The organism is Brevibacterium senegalense (assembly GCF_000285835.1).
Taxonomy (GTDB): Bacteria; Actinomycetota; Actinomycetes; order Actinomycetales; family Brevibacteriaceae; genus Brevibacterium; species Brevibacterium senegalense.
Map to the genome: position 1 here is coordinate 1 of NZ_HE978603.1, position 15,456 is coordinate 15,456.

A 15,456-nucleotide genomic window follows, 5' to 3' on the forward strand; every position below is an offset into this window, starting at 1 on the left:
GCACAAACCGCTCACACCAGGCGCAAACACACCCAGCACTCACCGTAAGGCCTGATAAGTTCTACGTTTACATCTACCGCCACCCGCTGCCAGCCGGCCCCCTGAGGGCCACCCTGCTGCAGAGCGACGAGATGAAACTCTATCCCCACCCGGCCCTGCGACGCAAATCCCGTCTCCGTGACCTGCGCCACACGCTTCGCCCCGCTGAAACTGCCCAGCGGATCATCACCGTGTGTGGAACCTGTTGCCGACTGCCGTTCCAGTGGTACCGGGACAACTGCGGTTCGTATCCGACCGGCCATCCCGTTCTCTTCGGTGTTCCCGTCGAGCAACAGGTATAAACCTACGCCAGGAGTTCACCCACCCGCAACTCAGAACCCTATGGCACCCATCACACCTGGTGAGCGTGCCATGACCGACGGTGGTACACCGCCAGCAGGACGGTGCCCATCACGCCGAACGCGAGCCAGCCGGCCACACCCAGCGGGCCGGCCAGAGCACCGTCGACCTGCGGGTCACCGGACACCAGCAGGTAGAACGCAGCCGAGGCGTTGAGGGCGCCGTGCGCCACGATCGCCGGCCAGATCGTCCGGCCGGCGAGGGCGAGCCAGCTGAACCACGCGCCTACGGCCACGCAACCGGCGATCATGAGCAGCACTCCCCCACCATCGGGCCGGGAGAAGTTGTAGCCCAGCAGGATGACCGGCGCGTGCCACGCGCCCCACACGATGCCGGACACGATCACGGCCACCGGGGCTCCCCAGAGTCTGCGCAGGCGCGGCAGCAGGTACCCGCGCCACCCGATCTCCTCGCCCGCGGCGAAGAAGGCGTTGGGCACGACGGCCGCCACGGGGACGGACACGAGCTGCAACGCCAGCAGCAGGCCGACCGGCAGACCCGTCTCCTGCGCCGCGGATGCCAGGACGGGCAGGCTGCGATCGACCGGAAGGAAGCCCAGCAGTGCCGCGACCGCCACGGACGCCACGACGAGGCCGATCGTTCCCGCGATCGCCAGGAGGCTCCAGAGCAGGAGGGTGACGAACGGGCGTCTGCGCGTGGCGGGCGGGACACCCAGTCCCAGGTCGGTGAGCATCGTGCGGAAGCGGATGCCGTGGACCCACCGCATCGTCACCCATGCGGCCAGAGCGGGCGTGAGCATCATGACCGCCGGGAACACCTGGAGCAGGAGGGCTCGGACCGCGTCCGTCCCGCCGACCGGTCCGGCACCGCCGCTCGCGTAGACGGGTCGCCCGTCGACCAGGAGCCAGAGGGGTGCGAGGACGATCCAGCCGGCGGCCAGTGCCAGGATCGTGAACACCAGTGCGCCTCGCGCGTCATCGCGCCTCGTCGTGTCCCCGATCATCCGATCACTCCCACCGGCCCCGGTCGTCCACCGCCCCGCCCGCTGTGCATGGGGCCGCCGCTCCGGACGCGGCCCCTCCTCCGCTGAGGGCCTCAGCCCCGGACGACGGTGAGGGCGCCCAGGGTCTTCTTGCCCCGACGCAGGACGATGACGCCAGTCTCGCCTGCGTCCAGCACGTCCGCCTGCGTGAGGACCGCGTCCTCGCCGTCGACCTTCGCGTTGTTGACGGAGGCACCGCCCTCGCGCGTCGCGCGGCGTCCCTCCGACTTGGACTTCACGATGCCGGCCAGCGCGAGCGCGTCCGCGACGGGCAGGCCCTCGGCCAGCTGCGCGGCGGTCACCTCCCCGCGCGGCAGCTCTGCGGTCGCGGCGGCCAGGGTGGCGGGCGCGATGTCGCGCAGCTCCCCACCGCGGAACAGCGCGTCCGCCGCGGCGAACGCCTGTGCCGCCTGCTCCTCGCCGTGGACCATCGCCGTGACCTCGTGCGCGAGTTCCTTCTGCGCCAGTCGCGTGTGGGGCGCCTCCTCGAACCGGACCCGGATGTCCTCGATCTCCTCGAGCGAGCGGAAGGAGAACACGTGGAGGTACGTGAGGACGTCGCGGTCGTCCGCGTTGAGCCAGAACTGGCTGAAGGCATACGGGCTGGTGAGAGCCGGGTCCAACCAGACCGTGCCGGACTCCGTCTTGCCGAACTTCGTGCCGTCCGCCTTCGTGATGAGCGGCGTCGCCATCGCGTGGACGGTGCGCTGCTCCACCCGTCGGATGAGGTCCGTGCCCGAGGTCAGATTGCCCCACTGGTCGGAGCCGCCCGTCTGCATCGTGATGCCGTGGCGACGGTGCAGCTCCAGGAAGTCGTTGCCCTGGAGGATCTGGTAGGAGAACTCCGTGAACGAGATCCCGTGCTCGCTGTTCAGACGCGTCGCGACGGTCTCCTTCGCGAGCATCCGGTTGACGGAGAAGTGCTTGCCGATGTCCCGCAGGAAGTCGAGTGCGCTGAGCCCGCCGGTCCAGTCCAGATTGTTGACCATCTGAGCGGCGACGGGTCCGTCGAAATCGAGGAAGCGCTCGATCTGGCCGCGGATGCTCTCCACCCACCCGTCGACGACCTCCCGCGGGTTGAGGGTGCGCTCCCCCGACATGCGCGGATCGCCGATCAGGCCGGTCGCTCCGCCCACCAGCGCGAACGGCTGGTGACCGGCGGCCTGCAGGCGCTTGGCGGTGAGGATCTGGACGAGGTTCCCCATGTGCAGGCTGGGGGCGGTGGGGTCGAAGCCCACATAGAACCGGACCGTCTCCTCCGTGAGCGCCTTCCGCAGCGCGTCCTCGTCGGTGGACAGCGCTACCAGCCCTCGTGCCTGCAGTTCGCTGAGGATGTCGGTCACAGTCTTCCTTTCCCGCCCGGTCGCGACCTGTGCGGTCGGACGCCGGGTGCAAGTGTAGCCGCCCTCCGGGCGCGCACGGGGTGCGTGTCCGGAGGGCGGCGTGAGGGGGTGTCCGTCAGCGGAGGCGCGAGGCGGCGAAGTCGCGCAGCCGCGCGGACTCGGCCCGGGCGTTCTCCAGCTGGACGGCCACCGCGGTGCGGGCGGTGCCGCCCTTCGCATTGCGCGAGTCGATCGAGCCGCGGGTGGTGAGGACCTCGCGGACCGCGGGGGTGAGGTGCGGGGAGATCCCCGCGTAGTCCTCGTCCGTCAGGTCCCAGAGCTCGACGTCGCGCGACTCGGCCAGGCGGACCGCCTCGCCGGACAGCTCATGCGCGACCCGGAACGGAACGCCCTGCCGCACCAGCCATTCCGCGACATCGGTCGCGAGCGCGAACCCGCGCGGCGCCAGGTGCTCCATCCGGTCGACGTCGAAGACGAGCGTCGCGACCATCCCGGTGAAGGCCGGCAGCAGCAGCTCCAGGGTGTCCGTCGCGTCGAACACGGGTTCCTTGTCCTCCTGGAGGTCCCGGTTGTACGCGAGCGGCATCGCCTTGAGCGTTGCCAGCAGACCGGTGAGGTCGCCGATGAGCCGCCCGGATTTGCCGCGCGTCAGCTCGGCGACGTCCGGGTTCTTCTTCTGCGGCATGATCGACGAGCCGGTGGAGAACGCATCGTCCAGGGTCACGAAGGAGAACTCCTTCGTCGCCCACACGATGATCTCCTCGCTCAGCCGCGACAGGTCGACGCCGATCATGGCGGTCACGAACGCGAACTCCGCGAACACGTCGCGGGAGGCCGTTCCGTCGATCGAGTTCTCGACCGAATCGCTGAAGCCCAGCTCCTCCGCGACCGCCTGGGGGTCCAGCCCCAGGGACGACCCCGCCAGCGCGCCGGACCCGTACGGCGACACCGCGAGTCGTGCGTCCAGGTCGACCAGACGCGCGACGTCGCGCAGCAGCGGCCACGCGTGCGCCAGCAAGTGATGCGCCAGGAGGACCGGCTGGGCGTGCTGGAGATGGGTCCGTCCGGGCATCGCCGCGTCCGGGTGCGCCTCCGACTGTGCGATGAGTGCGTCGACGACGTCCAGGACGAGGCCGCCGATCACCCGCGCGTGGTCGCGCAGGTACATGCGGCCGAACGTCGCGATCTGGTCGTTGCGCGAGCGGCCGGCCCGCAGGCGACCGCCCAGCTCCGCACCCGCGACCTCCATGAGCCCGCGCTCCAGGGCGGAGTGCACGTCCTCGTCGTCCTGCGCGGGCAGGAACTCCCCCGCGACCACGCGGCGCTCGAGCTCGTCGAGCGCCGCGATCATCGCGGAGAGGTCATCGTCCGTCAGGAGTCCCGCGCCGGACAGCACGCGGGCGTGGGCCCGGGACGCCGCGAGGTCGTAGCGGGCCAAGCGCCAGTCGAAGTCCGTCGACTTCGACAGCTGCGCGAGCGCATCCGCGGGCCCGGCCGCGAACCGGCCGCCCCACAGGGCGACCCGCTCCCCGTCCTGCCCGGCGGCACCTGCGGCGGCGTTCGGCGCTCCGGTCACTTGAGCATGTCCTTGCCGAACCGCACGTCGCGCGCCGCCGCCTGCTTGGACGACAGTCCGTAGATGTCGATGAAGCCGCGCGCCGCGGACTGGTCGAAGGTCTGACCCTCGTCGTAGGTCGCCAGTCCGAAGTCGTACAGCGTCGAATCCGACCGGCGGCCCTCGACGGTCGCACGACCGCCGTGCAGCACCATGCGGATCTCCCCGGTCACGTACTCCTGCGAGTCCTCGATGAAGGAGTCCAGGTTCTTCTTGAGCGGCGAGAACCACTGGCCGTCGTACACCAGCTCGGTCCAGCGCTGGTCGACGAGCTTCTTGAAGCGGGCCTGCTCGCGCTCGAGCGTGATGTTCTCCAGCTCGCGGTGCGCCGCGATGAGGGTCATCGCGCCCGGTGCCTCGTACACCTCACGGGACTTGATGCCCACGAGGCGGTCCTCGACGATGTCGATGCGGCCGATGCCCTGGGCGCCGGCGCGCTTGTTGAGCTCCATGATCGCCTCGAGCGGGGTGACGGGCCGGCCGTCGATCGCGACGGGGATCCCCTTCTCGAAGCGGATCGTCACCTCGTCCGCCGGCGGCGGGAACGCAGGATCGTCCGTGTAGTCGTAGACGTCCTTCGTGGGGCTGTTCCAGATGTCCTCGAGGAATCCAGTCTCCACGGCGCGGCCCCACACGTTCTGGTCGATCGAGAAGGGGTTCGACTTCGTCGTGACGATCGGCAGGGAGTTCTTCTCCGCGTACTCGATCGCCGCCTCGCGGGTGAGCGCCAGGTCGCGGACGGGGGCGATGCACGTGAGGTCCGGTGCCAGCGACGTGAGCGACACCTCGAAGCGGACCTGGTCGTTGCCCTTGCCGGTGCAGCCATGGGCCACGGTCGTCGCCCCGAACTGGCGGGCCGCGCGCACCAGGTGCTTCGTGATGAGCGGGCGGGACAGGGCGGACACGTTGGGGTACGAGTCCATGTACAGCGTGTTCGCCTTGAGGCCGGGCATGCAGTACTCGTCCGCGAACTCGTCGCGGGCGTCCGCCACGTACGCCTCGACCGCACCGCAGTCCAGCGCGCGCTGGCGGATGGTCTCGAGGTCCTCGCCGTCCTGGCCGACGTCGACGGCCATGGCCACGACCTCGGCGCCGGTGGCGTCGTGGATCCAGCCGATCGCGACGGAGGTGTCGAGTCCGCCCGAGTAGGCGAGGACGATCCGGTCAGTCATGGGGTGGTTCTCCTTGTTCGGTTGTCACGGGTGCGCGTCCGCCGGACGCGCGTCTGGGTTCAGTGTGAGGCATGCGCGTCGTCCGCGCACGCGCAGGTCACGTCTGCGGGCCGGGCTCCCCGGCCTCGGTCGGCTGGTCCGCGGCGACCTCGTGGCCGGCGAGCTCGAGGAACAGTCGCGCGATCGTCTCCCCGCCCGCATCCGCGGCCGCGATGACGAGGACCGTGTCATCGCCCGCGATGGAGCCGATGACACCGGTGAGGACGGAGCGGTCGATCGCACTGGCCAGGTACTGCGCGGCACCCGGCGGGGTGCGCAGGACGACGAGGTTCTCCGAGTGGATCGCGCTGACCAGCAGCTCCTCGAGGAGCCTCTGGAGGCGCGCGTCGAACACGTCGGCGCCCTGCGCGGAGAAGAGGGTGCCCCGCTCGCCTCCCTCGCCGGGCACCGCGTACACCGCTCCCGAGGCCCCGCGCACCTTGACGGCCCCGATCTCACCCAGGTCCCGGGAGAGGGTGGCCTGGGTGACGGTGACCCCCATCGCGGAGAGGCGCATCGCCAGCTCCGACTGCGAGGCGATCGGCTGCCGCTCGATGAGCGACACGATCAGCTGCTGCCGCGCCGTCTTCGACCTCAGCTGCTCAGCAGCCATGCCAGCAGAGCCTTCTGCGCGTGGAGGCGGTTCTCCGCTTCGTCGAACACGACGGAGGCCGGCCCGTCGATGACCGAGGCGGCGACCTCCTTGCCGCGGTAGGCGGGCAGGCAGTGGAGGAAGATCGGGTCCTCGCCCAGCGCCATGAGCTCGCCCGTCACCTGGAAGGGCGCGAACGGGGACGACTCGTCATCGCGACCGGCGGCGTCCTGCCCCATCGACACCCACGTGTCGGTGACGAGCACGTTCGCCCCGGCCGCGGCCTCGGCGGCGTCGTCCGTCACGGTCAGCGAGCCGCCGGTGCGCTGGGACAGGACCCGGGCCTCGGCGACGATCGCCTCCGCCGGCTGGTGGCCGACCGGCGCGGCGATCCGCACGTGCATGCCCGCATTCACCCCGCCCAGCGCGTACGAGTTCGCCATGTTGTTCGCGCCGTCTCCGAAGTAGCTCATCGTGAGGCCGGCCAGACCGTTCCCGGTGCCGGTGTGCCGGTGCTCGCGGATCGTTACGAGGTCCGCGAGGATCTGGCACGGGTGGAAGTCGTCCGACAGGGCGTTCACGACGGGGACGGACGAGTGCTGCGCCATCTCCTCGAGGCCCGCCTGCGCGAACGTGCGCCACACGATCGCGGAGACCATGCGCTCGAGCACCTGCGCGGTGTCGGCGATCGACTCCTTGTGGCCCAGCTGGCTCTCGCCCGGGTTGATGATGAGGGGCGCACCGCCCAGCTGGCTGATGCCGGCCGCGAAGCTCACGCGGGTGCGGGTCGAGGTCTTGTCGAAGAAGACGGCGACGGTCTGCGGACCCTCGAGGGGGCGGTGCGCGTAGGGCGCGGCCTTGAGCTCGTCGGCCAGGTCGAGCACCTGGGTGAGCTCGTCCGGGCTCAGGTCCGTGTCCGTGAGGAAGTGACGGGTCATGCTCCTGCTTCCGTGGTCGTGGCGGCGGTCGCGACGAGGTCCGGCAGGACCCGGGCGAACTCCTGCAGCGGTTCGTCGGTGATGATGAGGGGCGGGGCCAGGCGCAGGCGGGTGTCCGTCACGGGATTCACGATGAAGCCCGCCTCCAGCGCGGCGTCCGCGACGGCCTTCGCGCGGCCGTCGGTCAGCTCGACGCCCAGCAGCATCCCGGCGCCGGTGATCCCGGCGACCTGCGGCAGGTCGCCCAGCAGCGCGCGGGTGCGCTCCCCCAGCGCCGCGGTGTGCGCGACAAGCCCCTCGGACTCGAGAGTCGTGACGACCGCCAGCGCGACGGCCGTGGCGAGCGGGTTGCCGGAGTAGGTCGACCCGTGCTGGCCCGGCTGCAGCAGCTGTGTGACGGCGGAGCCGAAGGTGACGGTCGCACCGATCGGCATGCCGCCGCCCAGGCCCTTGGCCAGGGTCATGACGTCCGGGACGACGCCCTCGCCCACCTCCGGGCGCTGGAACGCGAACCACGCGCCGGTGCGGCCGATCCCCGTCTGGACCTCGTCGAGGACCAGCAGGGCGCCGGCGGCCGTCGTCGCCTGGCGCGCGGCGCGCAGATAGCCGGCGGGGTGGCGGCGCACGCCCGACTCGCCCTGGATCGGCTCGAGGACGACCGCTGCGGTCTGATCGTCGACCGCCGCGCGCAGCGCCTCCTCATCGCCGAAGGGCACGTGGACGACGCCGGGCACCCCCGGGTCGAACGGCGTGCGGTAGGCGGCCTTCGACGTGAGAGCGAGCGCCCCCATCGTCCGGCCGTGGAAGGACCCCTCGACCGCGACGACCTTCGTCCGACCCGTCCGGCGGGTGATCTTGAGCGCGGCCTCGTTCGCCTCCGCACCCGAGTTCGAGAAGTAGACGCTCGAACCCTCCGGTGCGCCGGCAAGGTCCAGCACGCGCTCCGCGAGGGCGATCTGCGGGGGCGAGGCGAAGTAGTTCGAGATGTGGCCCAGCGTCCCCACCTGTGCGGTGAGCGCCTCGACGATCGCCGGGTGCGCATGTCCCAGGGAGTTGACGGCGATGCCCGCCAGCAGGTCCGTGTACCGCTTGCCGGTCTCGTCCCACACGTGGACGCCCTCACCGCGCACCAGCAGCCGCTGCGGGCGGCCCAGTGCGGGCAGGATCGACGCGGAGTGGTGCGTTCGCCAGTCGCCGTCCGGCACCGGGACCCCCGATCCCGCCGGCCCGGCCGTCACGGCTCCGCCGTCCGTCGTGGTGTCTGTCGTGCTGCTCATGCGAGTCCTCCCCTCGTCCTCTCGAGCGCCTCCGGATCCGCGCTCACCATCGTCCCGATCCCCTCCGTCGTGAAGACCTCCAGGAGGATCGAGTGCGCGACTCGGCCGTCGACGATGTGGGCGTGGCCCACCCCGGCCTCGACGGCCTCGAGCGCGGCGGTCATCTTGGGGATCATCCCCGAGTCCAGACGGGGCAGCAGCTCCCGCAGCTCGTCGGTCGAGATCTGCGAGATGAGGCTGTCCGTGTCCGGCCAGTTCCGGTAGAGACCGGCGACGTCCGTCAGCATCATGAGCTTGTCCGCGCGCATGTGCCGGGCGATCGCCGCCGCCGCCAGGTCCGCGTTCACGTTGAGCGGTCGACCGGGCTCGCCGCCCGCCTCCGCCGCGATCGAGCAGATGACGGGCACCCGACCGGCGTCCAGCAGCTCGTGGATGAGGTCCGTGGACACGGACGCGACAGTGCCCACGCGGCCCAGCTCGACGCGTTCGTCGCCCACGACGACGGTGGCGGGCCGCGCCAGCAGGAGATCGCCGTCCTCGCCGGAGAGGCCCACCGCCGCGCTGCCGTTCTGGTTGATGCGGGCGACGATGTCCCGGTTGACGTCGCCGGCCAGCACCATCCGGGCCACGTGCGCCGCCTCTTCACTGGTGACGCGCTGGCCCGCACGGAACTCGCTGCTGATCCCCAGCCGGTCGAGCATCGTCGAGATCTGCGGCCCGCCGCCGTGGACGACGATGGGGCGGATGCCCGCGAAGCGGAGGAACGCGATGTCGTCCGCGAACGCCTGCTGGAGCTCCGGGCTGACCATCGCGTTCCCGCCGTACTTGATGACGACGGTCGCGCCCGCGAACGTCTTGATCCAGGGCAGCGCCTCCGTGAGGACGTCCGCCTTCGCCTGCGCCTGCGCCAGCCGCTGGGCCGGTGTCGTGATGGGGTCTGCTGTGCTCATGTCGAGTATGCGCTGTTCTCTTCGACGTAGTCGTGGGTGAGGTCTGAGGTCCAGACGGTCGCGGATTCCGGACCGGATTTCAGGTCGATCTCGACGGTCACCTCGCGGGTGAAGACGACGGACTCGGGGTCGTCGTCCGGGGTCGAGTCCGTGCAGACCCGCACCCCGTTGATCGTCACGTCGATGCGGGCGGGATCGAAGGTCGCGTCGGTCGTCCCGACCTGCGCGACGACGCGGCCCCAGTTGGGGTCCTCGCCGAAGATCGCGGCCTTGAAGAGGTTCGAGCGGGCGACGGATCGGCTGACAGCGACGGCCTCTGCGACGCTCGCCGCTCCCGAGGTCGTGATCGCGATGTCGTGGTGCGCACCCTCCGCGTCCACATGGAGCTGCCGCATGAGGTCGAGGCACGCGTCCGTGAGGAGCTCCGTGAAGGACCCCTCGTCCGGCGTCGCGCCGGAGGCGCCCGAAGCCATGAGGATGACCGTGTCGTTCGTCGACATGCAGCCGTCCGTGTCGAGGCGGTCGAACGACTGCGCGGTCGCCGTGCGCAGCGCGCGGTCCAGCACCGCGGCCGGCAGGTCCGCGTCCGTCGTGAGGACGACGAGCATCGTCGCGAGACCGGGGGCCAGCATGCCAGCGCCCTTCGCCATGCCGCCCATGCGGTATTCGCCGGGGGCGCCGGCCGCACCGTCGACCTGCGCGGTGCGCTCGATCGTCTTGGGCACGGTGTCGGTCGTCATGATGGCCTCGGCGGAGTCCTGCCCGTGCCGGGGCTCGGAGCCCGCAGCCGTGACGAGGTCCGGCAGGCCGCCCAGGATCCGATCCCGGAAGTCCTGGCCGCCCACCCCGATGAGGCCGGTCGAGCAGATGAGGACGTCCTGCGCGGACACGTCGAGCAGTTCGCCGGCCCGCTCGGCGGTCATGTGGGACGTCTGGAAGCCGAAGCTGCCGGTGTAGCAGTTCGCGCCGCCGGAGTTGAGCACGACGGCGCGGGCGCGGCCGTCCGCACCGGCGGTCTCCGACCAGAGGACGGGGTTCGCCTTGCAGCGGTTCGACGTGTAGACGGCGGCGACCGCGTCGGACGGTCCGTCGTTCACGACGAGGGTGAGGTCAGGCCTGCCGGAGGGCTTGAGGCCCACGGCGCTCCCTGCGGCGCGGAAGCCGGACGGGTGGGTGATCGTCATGGTGCGACTCCATTCACGGGGAGGGCGAGCGCCTCGTCGAGGCCCAGGGCGAGGTGCGCGGACTGCAGGGCCTGACCCGCGGTGCCGCGGACCAGGTTGTCGAGGGCCACCGTCACGAGGACGGTCCCGGCCCGGGCATCGAGCGCCCACTGGATCTGCGCGGTGTTCGAGCCGGTGACGGACGACGTGCGCGGCCACCGGCCCTGCGGCAGGGCAGTCACGAACGGTTCGTCCGCGTAGGCGGACGCGAAGGCCTCTGCTGCACGCTCTGCAGCCTCGTCCGGGCTCACACCGGGCACCAGGGGCGCGGAGAGGGTCGCGTGGATGCCGCGGACGACGGGGACGAGAGTGGGGGTGAAGGAGATTCTCACGGCGCCGTCGTGCTGCCGGCCCGGGTCGACGCCCAGCACTCCGGCGAGGTTCTGCTCGATCTCCGGGACGTGCCGGTGCGTTCCCGCCTGCCCGTACGAGCTCACGTCGGAGAGGATCTCACCGGCCAGCAGGTGGGGCTTGAGCGCCTTCCCCGCGCCGGAGACCCCGTTGGCCAGTGCCGCGGTGAGTCGGGTCGGGTCGACGAACCCGGCGGCGAGGAGCGGCTGGAGACCCAGAGTCACGGCGGTGACGTTGCAGCCGGGGACGGCGATCCGCGTCGCCTCACGGAGAGCCTCGCGCTGCTTCGTCCCGTCCGCGCGCAGGAGCTCCGGGAGTCCATAGGTCCACGTGCCGGGGTGCTCGCCGCCGTAGAACTCCGTCCACGCCGACGCGTCCTGCAGCCGGTGGTCGGCGGCGAGGTCGAGGATGAGGGTCCCGGGGCTCGTCTGCTCGAGCTCCGCGGCGATCGCCCCAGAGGCGCCGTGCGGCAGCGCGAGGACGACGACGTCGTGACCCGCGAGCTCCTGCGCGGTCGAGGGGACGATGACCCGGTCCGCGTACGCCGCGAGGTGGGGCTGGTGCTGACCCAGCGCGTCGCCCGCCGTCGAATGGCCCGCGACCGTCGTGACGCGAAGGCGCGGGTGCCCGGCCAGCAGGCGGAGGAGCTCACCGCCCGCGTACCCGGTGGCACCAGAGACCGCCACAGTGTATTCACTCATGCGAATAATCATACACCCTGTTGTCCGGCACGGGGTGCACCGCGCGTCCGACTGCCGAACGCTCTCGTGCCGCAGCGCGGCTGCGCGTTAGTGTCGTGCTGTCAGCGTAGACCCGAACCGGCGCGGCGACCGCGCGGAGATGAGGCGGACCATGGTGGAAGCATTCGGAGTGAGGGCCCTGGAGGCCGGAGGACCCGAGGTCCTCGAGTACGGACCGATCGACGTCGCGGAGCCGGGCGAGGGCGAGATCCTCGTCGAGGTGCACGCCGCGGGCATCAACTTCATCGACACGTACCGCCGCTCCGGTGTGTACCCCATGGACTACCCCCACACCGTGGGCGTCGAGGGCGCCGGCGTCGTGACCGCCGTGGGCGAGGGCGTCACCCTCTGGAGTGAGGGCGATCGCGTCGCCTGGCACGATGCGCCGGGCTCGTACGCGACGCATGCGATCGTCCGTGCCGACGTGGCGATGCGGGTGCCGGAGGGCGTCGACTTCGCCGCCGCCGCGGCGATCCCGCTCCAGGGCCTCACCGCCCAGTACCTCGTGACCGACTCGCACCGGATCGTGCCGGGTCAGACGGCCCTCGTCCACGCGGCCGCCGGCGGCGTGGGCCTCCTGCTCATCCAGCTCATCAAGCACCTGGGCGGACGGGTCATCGGCACCGTGTCGACGGAGGAGAAGGCGCAGCTGGCCCGCGACGCCGGTGCGGACGAGGTGTTCCTCTACGGCGAGGGCGTCGACGTCGCGCAGAAGGTCTTCGACCTCACGGACGGCCGCGGCGTCGACGTGGCGTACGACGGAGTCGGCAAGGACACCTTCGATGCGTCGCTGCGGGCGACCGCGGTGCGCGGCTCGCTCGTCCTCTTCGGCGGCGCGTCCGGACAGGTGCCGCCGTTCGACATCCAGCGCCTCAACGGCGAGGGCGGCGTCTTCCTCTCCCGTCCCTCGCTCGCCTGGTTCGTACGCACGCCGGAGGAGCTCGCCGAGCGCTCGGCCATGCTCTTCGATGGCCTGAAGGACGGCTGGCTGGACTTCCGCGTGGGGCAGACGTTCCCCCTCGCGGAGGCAGAGGAGGCCCACCGCGCCCTCGAGGGTCGCCGCACGACGGGCAAGGTCATCCTCACCGTCTGAGTCGAGCCACCGCACCCTCTCACAGCGCGCCCCCACCCACCCTCCGGCGGGCGGGGGCGCGGTGTCATGCGGACTGTTGCGGAATATGACGAACGATGTCTCTCCCGCGGTGCGGGGAGTCCAGAATGTGAACGTTTGCCGGCGATCCCGGCTCCGCACTCAGACGAGGACACCCCTTGATCGAACTCAGAGATCTCCGCAAGGAGTTCGCAGGCGTCACCGCGCTGGAGGGCATCTCGCTGTCCGTCGCCGCCGGAGAGATCCATGGCATCGTAGGCCGCTCCGGCGCCGGCAAATCGACCCTCATCCGCTGCCTCACCGGGCTCGAGCCCGCGACGAGCGGCAGCGCAGTCGTCGACGGACTCGACATCACGCAGCAGCGCGGCGCCGCCCTGCGCCGGTCGCGCCGCAGCATCGGCATGGTCTTCCAGCACGCGAACCTGCTGGACTCCCGCACCGCGCTGGCGAACGTCGAGCACCCGCTCCAGGTCGCCGGGGTCCCCCGCGCCGAGCGACGCGCCCGCGCACGCGAGCTGCTCGACCTCGTGGGGCTGTCCGATCGTGCCGGGAACCACCCCGCACAGCTGTCCGGCGGTCAGCAGCAGCGCGTCGGCATCGCCCGCGCGCTGGCGACGGAGCCCAGGATCCTCCTCTGCGACGAGCCGACGAGCGCTCTCGACACGCAGACGACGGGCCAGATCCTCTCCCTCATCTCCTCGCTGCGCGACCGCCTGGACATCACCGTGCTCATCATCACGCACGAGATGTCCGTGGTCCGCGAGATCTGCGACTCAGCCACGCTGCTGGAGAACGGGGCCGTCACGCAGACCGGCTCTCTCCAGGAGATCCTCTCCTCCCCAGGCACCCCGCTCGCCAAGGACCTCGTCCCCCTGCCGCCGTCCCCCCAGGGCATCGACGGACGCGCCCTCGAGGTGTCGCTCGCGGGCACGTCGCTCGCCCAGGTCTTCGCACTCGCACGTGCGGCCGGAGCGCCCGAGGCCGAGGTCGAGTCCGGCACCCTCGAGACGATCGACGGGAAGCCGGTGGGCCGCATCCGCCTGCTCTGCGCGGACCGCGATGCTCGCGACGCCCTCTCCTCCATCCTGCGCGACGGCGGGATCCACGTCGAGGAGGCCGCATGACCGCCGACCGCCCCACCTGGTTCGAGAACCCGGCCATCCGCGTGGAGCTGTGGCCCGCACTGGGCGACACCCTTCTCATGACGCTCTTCGCGACGCTCTTCGCGATCATCGCCGGTCTGCCCCTGGGCATCTGGCTCTACATGACGGCGAAGAAATCGCTCGCGGCGAACCCCGTGGTCTACCGCGTCGTGTCCGTCGTCGTCGACATCGGCCGCTCGATCCCGTTCATCATCCTCATGATCGCGCTCATCCCCCTGGCCCGCTTCATCACGGATTCGGCCCTGGGCTGGCAGGCGGCGGTCGTGTCGCTCACCGTGAGCGCCATCCCGTTCTACGCGCGCCTCGTCGAGTCCGCGCTGCGCGAGGTGTCCGCGGGCAAGATCGAAGCGGTCCAGATGATGGGAGCCGGCCGGTGGCAGCTCATCCGGCAGGTGCTCGTCCCCGAGGCGCTGCCCGGCCTCGTCTCCGGCGCGACGGTCACGTCCGTGGCGCTCGTGAGCTACACGGCGATGGCCGGTGCCGTGGGCGGCGGCGGTCTGGGCGCCCTCGCCATCTCATACGGCTACCAGCGCTACCAGACGGACACGATGATCGCGTGCATCGTCCTGCTCGTCGCCTGCGTCGGCCTCATCCAGCTGCTGGGCGATCTGCTCGCCCGCGCGGTCGATCACCGCAAGTGATCGCTCCGGACTCCCCCAGCCTCACCCACCACCGCATCATCCGAAGGAGAACCATGCGCACGTCTCTCACCCTCGCAGCCGCCGTCGCGGCGACCGTCCTCACCCTGAGCGCCTGCGGCGCAGGCGGCGGCGACGAGGAGACCGTCGGCCAGGAGTCCGACGGCGTCACGACGCTCACTGTCGGCGTCTCGCCCGTGCCCCACGGCGACATCCTCCGCTTCGTCGACGAGAACCTCGCCGAGGACGCGGGACTCGACCTCGAGATCAAGGAATTCACCGACTACACGGCGCCCAACAAGGCGCTGGTCGACGGTGACCTCGACGCGAACTACTTCCAGCACCTCCCGTACTACGAGTCCGAGGTCGAGGGCCAGGGCTACGAGCTCGCCCACTTCGAGGGAGTCCATATCGAACCCTTCGCCCTGTACTCGGAGACGCTCGAGAACATCGAGGACCTGCCGGACGGTGCGACGATCGGCATCAACAACGATCCCTCCAACCAGGGCCGCGCGCTCGACCTCCTCGCCCAGGCCGGCGTCATCGGGCTGGCCGACGGGGTCGACGCGGTGACGGCGACGATCCACGACGTCGCGGACAACCCGAAGAACCTCGAGTTCGTCGAGGCGGACGCCGCGCAGCTCGCTCGCACCCTGGCGGACACCGATGCCTCGGTCATCAACGGCAACAACGCCCTCGAGGCCGGACTCTCCCCGACGGAGGACAGCATCCTCGTCGAGGACGGCGAGGGCAACCCGTACTCGAACTTCCTGGCCGTCCGCGCCGGCGACGAGACGAACGAGGCGATCATCGCCCTCGACGATCTGCTGCACTCCGACGAGGTCAAGCAGTACATCGAGGACACGTGGTCGGACGGCGCGGTGCTGCCGGCCTTCTGATCC

Annotated in this window: 15 protein-coding genes; 5 read left to right on the forward strand and 10 right to left on the reverse strand. The window is 70.9% G+C overall.

Annotation, left to right across the window (positions count from 1 at the left end):
• Nucleotides 1–341, forward strand: a 341-nt coding sequence (locus tag HGBR_RS20540; protein WP_218915956.1) for a hypothetical protein, incomplete at its 5' end; no start/stop codon positions are given.
• Between the two features lie 50 nt (nucleotides 342–391).
• Here HGBR_RS20540 and HGBR_RS17070 read toward each other — a convergent pair.
• The 10 genes from HGBR_RS17070 to argC form a co-directional block, all read right to left on the reverse strand.
• On the reverse strand, nucleotides 392–1,363 hold the full coding sequence (locus tag HGBR_RS17070) for a CPBP family intramembrane glutamic endopeptidase (RefSeq protein WP_019158758.1): 972 nt from the start codon (nucleotides 1,361–1,363) through the stop codon (nucleotides 392–394).
• Nucleotides 1,364–1,455: 92 nt separating this feature from the next.
• Nucleotides 1,456–2,745, reverse strand: coding sequence for a tyrosine--tRNA ligase (gene tyrS / locus HGBR_RS07720; RefSeq protein ID WP_019158759.1), 1,290 nt, complete (start codon nucleotides 2,743–2,745; stop codon nucleotides 1,456–1,458).
• 115 nt (nucleotides 2,746–2,860) lie between these two features.
• Nucleotides 2,861–4,321, reverse strand: coding sequence for an argininosuccinate lyase (gene argH / locus HGBR_RS07725; protein ID WP_019158760.1), 1,461 nt, complete (start codon nucleotides 4,319–4,321; stop codon nucleotides 2,861–2,863).
• The gene (locus HGBR_RS07730) at nucleotides 4,318–5,532 is read right to left on the reverse strand and encodes an argininosuccinate synthase (RefSeq protein WP_019158761.1); all 1,215 of its coding nucleotides are present in this window, start codon (nucleotides 5,530–5,532) and stop codon (nucleotides 4,318–4,320) included. The genes argH and HGBR_RS07730 overlap by 4 nt, the downstream gene beginning before the upstream one ends.
• A gap of 97 nt (nucleotides 5,533–5,629) precedes the next feature.
• Entirely contained in the window at nucleotides 5,630–6,184 is a 555-nt protein-coding gene (gene argR, locus HGBR_RS07735) for an arginine repressor (protein ID WP_019158762.1), read from the reverse strand.
• Nucleotides 6,166–7,101: an ornithine carbamoyltransferase gene (gene argF / locus HGBR_RS07740; protein WP_019158763.1), complete on the reverse strand. Its 936-nt coding sequence runs from the start codon at nucleotides 7,099–7,101 to the stop codon at nucleotides 6,166–6,168. Before argF ends, argR begins: the two co-directional genes overlap by 19 nt.
• Nucleotides 7,098–8,378 (reverse strand): acetylornithine transaminase, encoded by a 1,281-nt coding sequence (locus HGBR_RS07745; protein ID WP_019158764.1) that lies wholly within the window; start codon nucleotides 8,376–8,378, stop codon nucleotides 7,098–7,100. Before HGBR_RS07745 ends, argF begins: the two co-directional genes overlap by 4 nt.
• Nucleotides 8,375–9,328, reverse strand: a complete 954-nt coding sequence (argB, locus tag HGBR_RS07750) for an acetylglutamate kinase (protein WP_019158765.1) — start codon at nucleotides 9,326–9,328, stop codon at nucleotides 8,375–8,377. Before argB ends, HGBR_RS07745 begins: the two co-directional genes overlap by 4 nt.
• Nucleotides 9,325–10,512, reverse strand: a complete 1,188-nt coding sequence (gene argJ, locus HGBR_RS07755; protein WP_019158766.1) for a bifunctional glutamate N-acetyltransferase/amino-acid acetyltransferase ArgJ — start codon at nucleotides 10,510–10,512, stop codon at nucleotides 9,325–9,327. The genes argB and argJ overlap by 4 nt, the downstream gene beginning before the upstream one ends.
• Nucleotides 10,509–11,603 (reverse strand): N-acetyl-gamma-glutamyl-phosphate reductase, encoded by a 1,095-nt coding sequence (gene argC, locus HGBR_RS07760; protein WP_083882799.1) that lies wholly within the window; start codon nucleotides 11,601–11,603, stop codon nucleotides 10,509–10,511. Before argC ends, argJ begins: the two co-directional genes overlap by 4 nt.
• A gap of 151 nt (nucleotides 11,604–11,754) precedes the next feature.
• Here argC and HGBR_RS07765 point away from each other — a divergent pair, with 151 nt between their 5' ends.
• From HGBR_RS07765 to HGBR_RS07780, 4 genes are all read left to right on the forward strand, one after another.
• Nucleotides 11,755–12,735, forward strand: a complete 981-nt coding sequence (locus tag HGBR_RS07765; RefSeq protein WP_019158768.1) for a quinone oxidoreductase family protein — start codon at nucleotides 11,755–11,757, stop codon at nucleotides 12,733–12,735.
• 176 nt (nucleotides 12,736–12,911) lie between these two features.
• Nucleotides 12,912–13,877, forward strand: coding sequence for a methionine ABC transporter ATP-binding protein (locus HGBR_RS07770; protein WP_019158769.1), 966 nt, complete (start codon nucleotides 12,912–12,914; stop codon nucleotides 13,875–13,877).
• A complete protein-coding gene (locus HGBR_RS07775) occupies nucleotides 13,874–14,557 on the forward strand; it encodes a methionine ABC transporter permease (RefSeq protein WP_019158770.1) in 684 nt (227 codons plus the stop codon). The genes HGBR_RS07770 and HGBR_RS07775 overlap by 4 nt, the downstream gene beginning before the upstream one ends.
• A 53-nt stretch (nucleotides 14,558–14,610) precedes the next feature.
• Nucleotides 14,611–15,453 (forward strand): MetQ/NlpA family ABC transporter substrate-binding protein, encoded by an 843-nt coding sequence (locus tag HGBR_RS07780; protein ID WP_019158771.1) that lies wholly within the window; start codon nucleotides 14,611–14,613, stop codon nucleotides 15,451–15,453.
• Nucleotides 15,454–15,456: the final 3 nt, after the last annotated feature.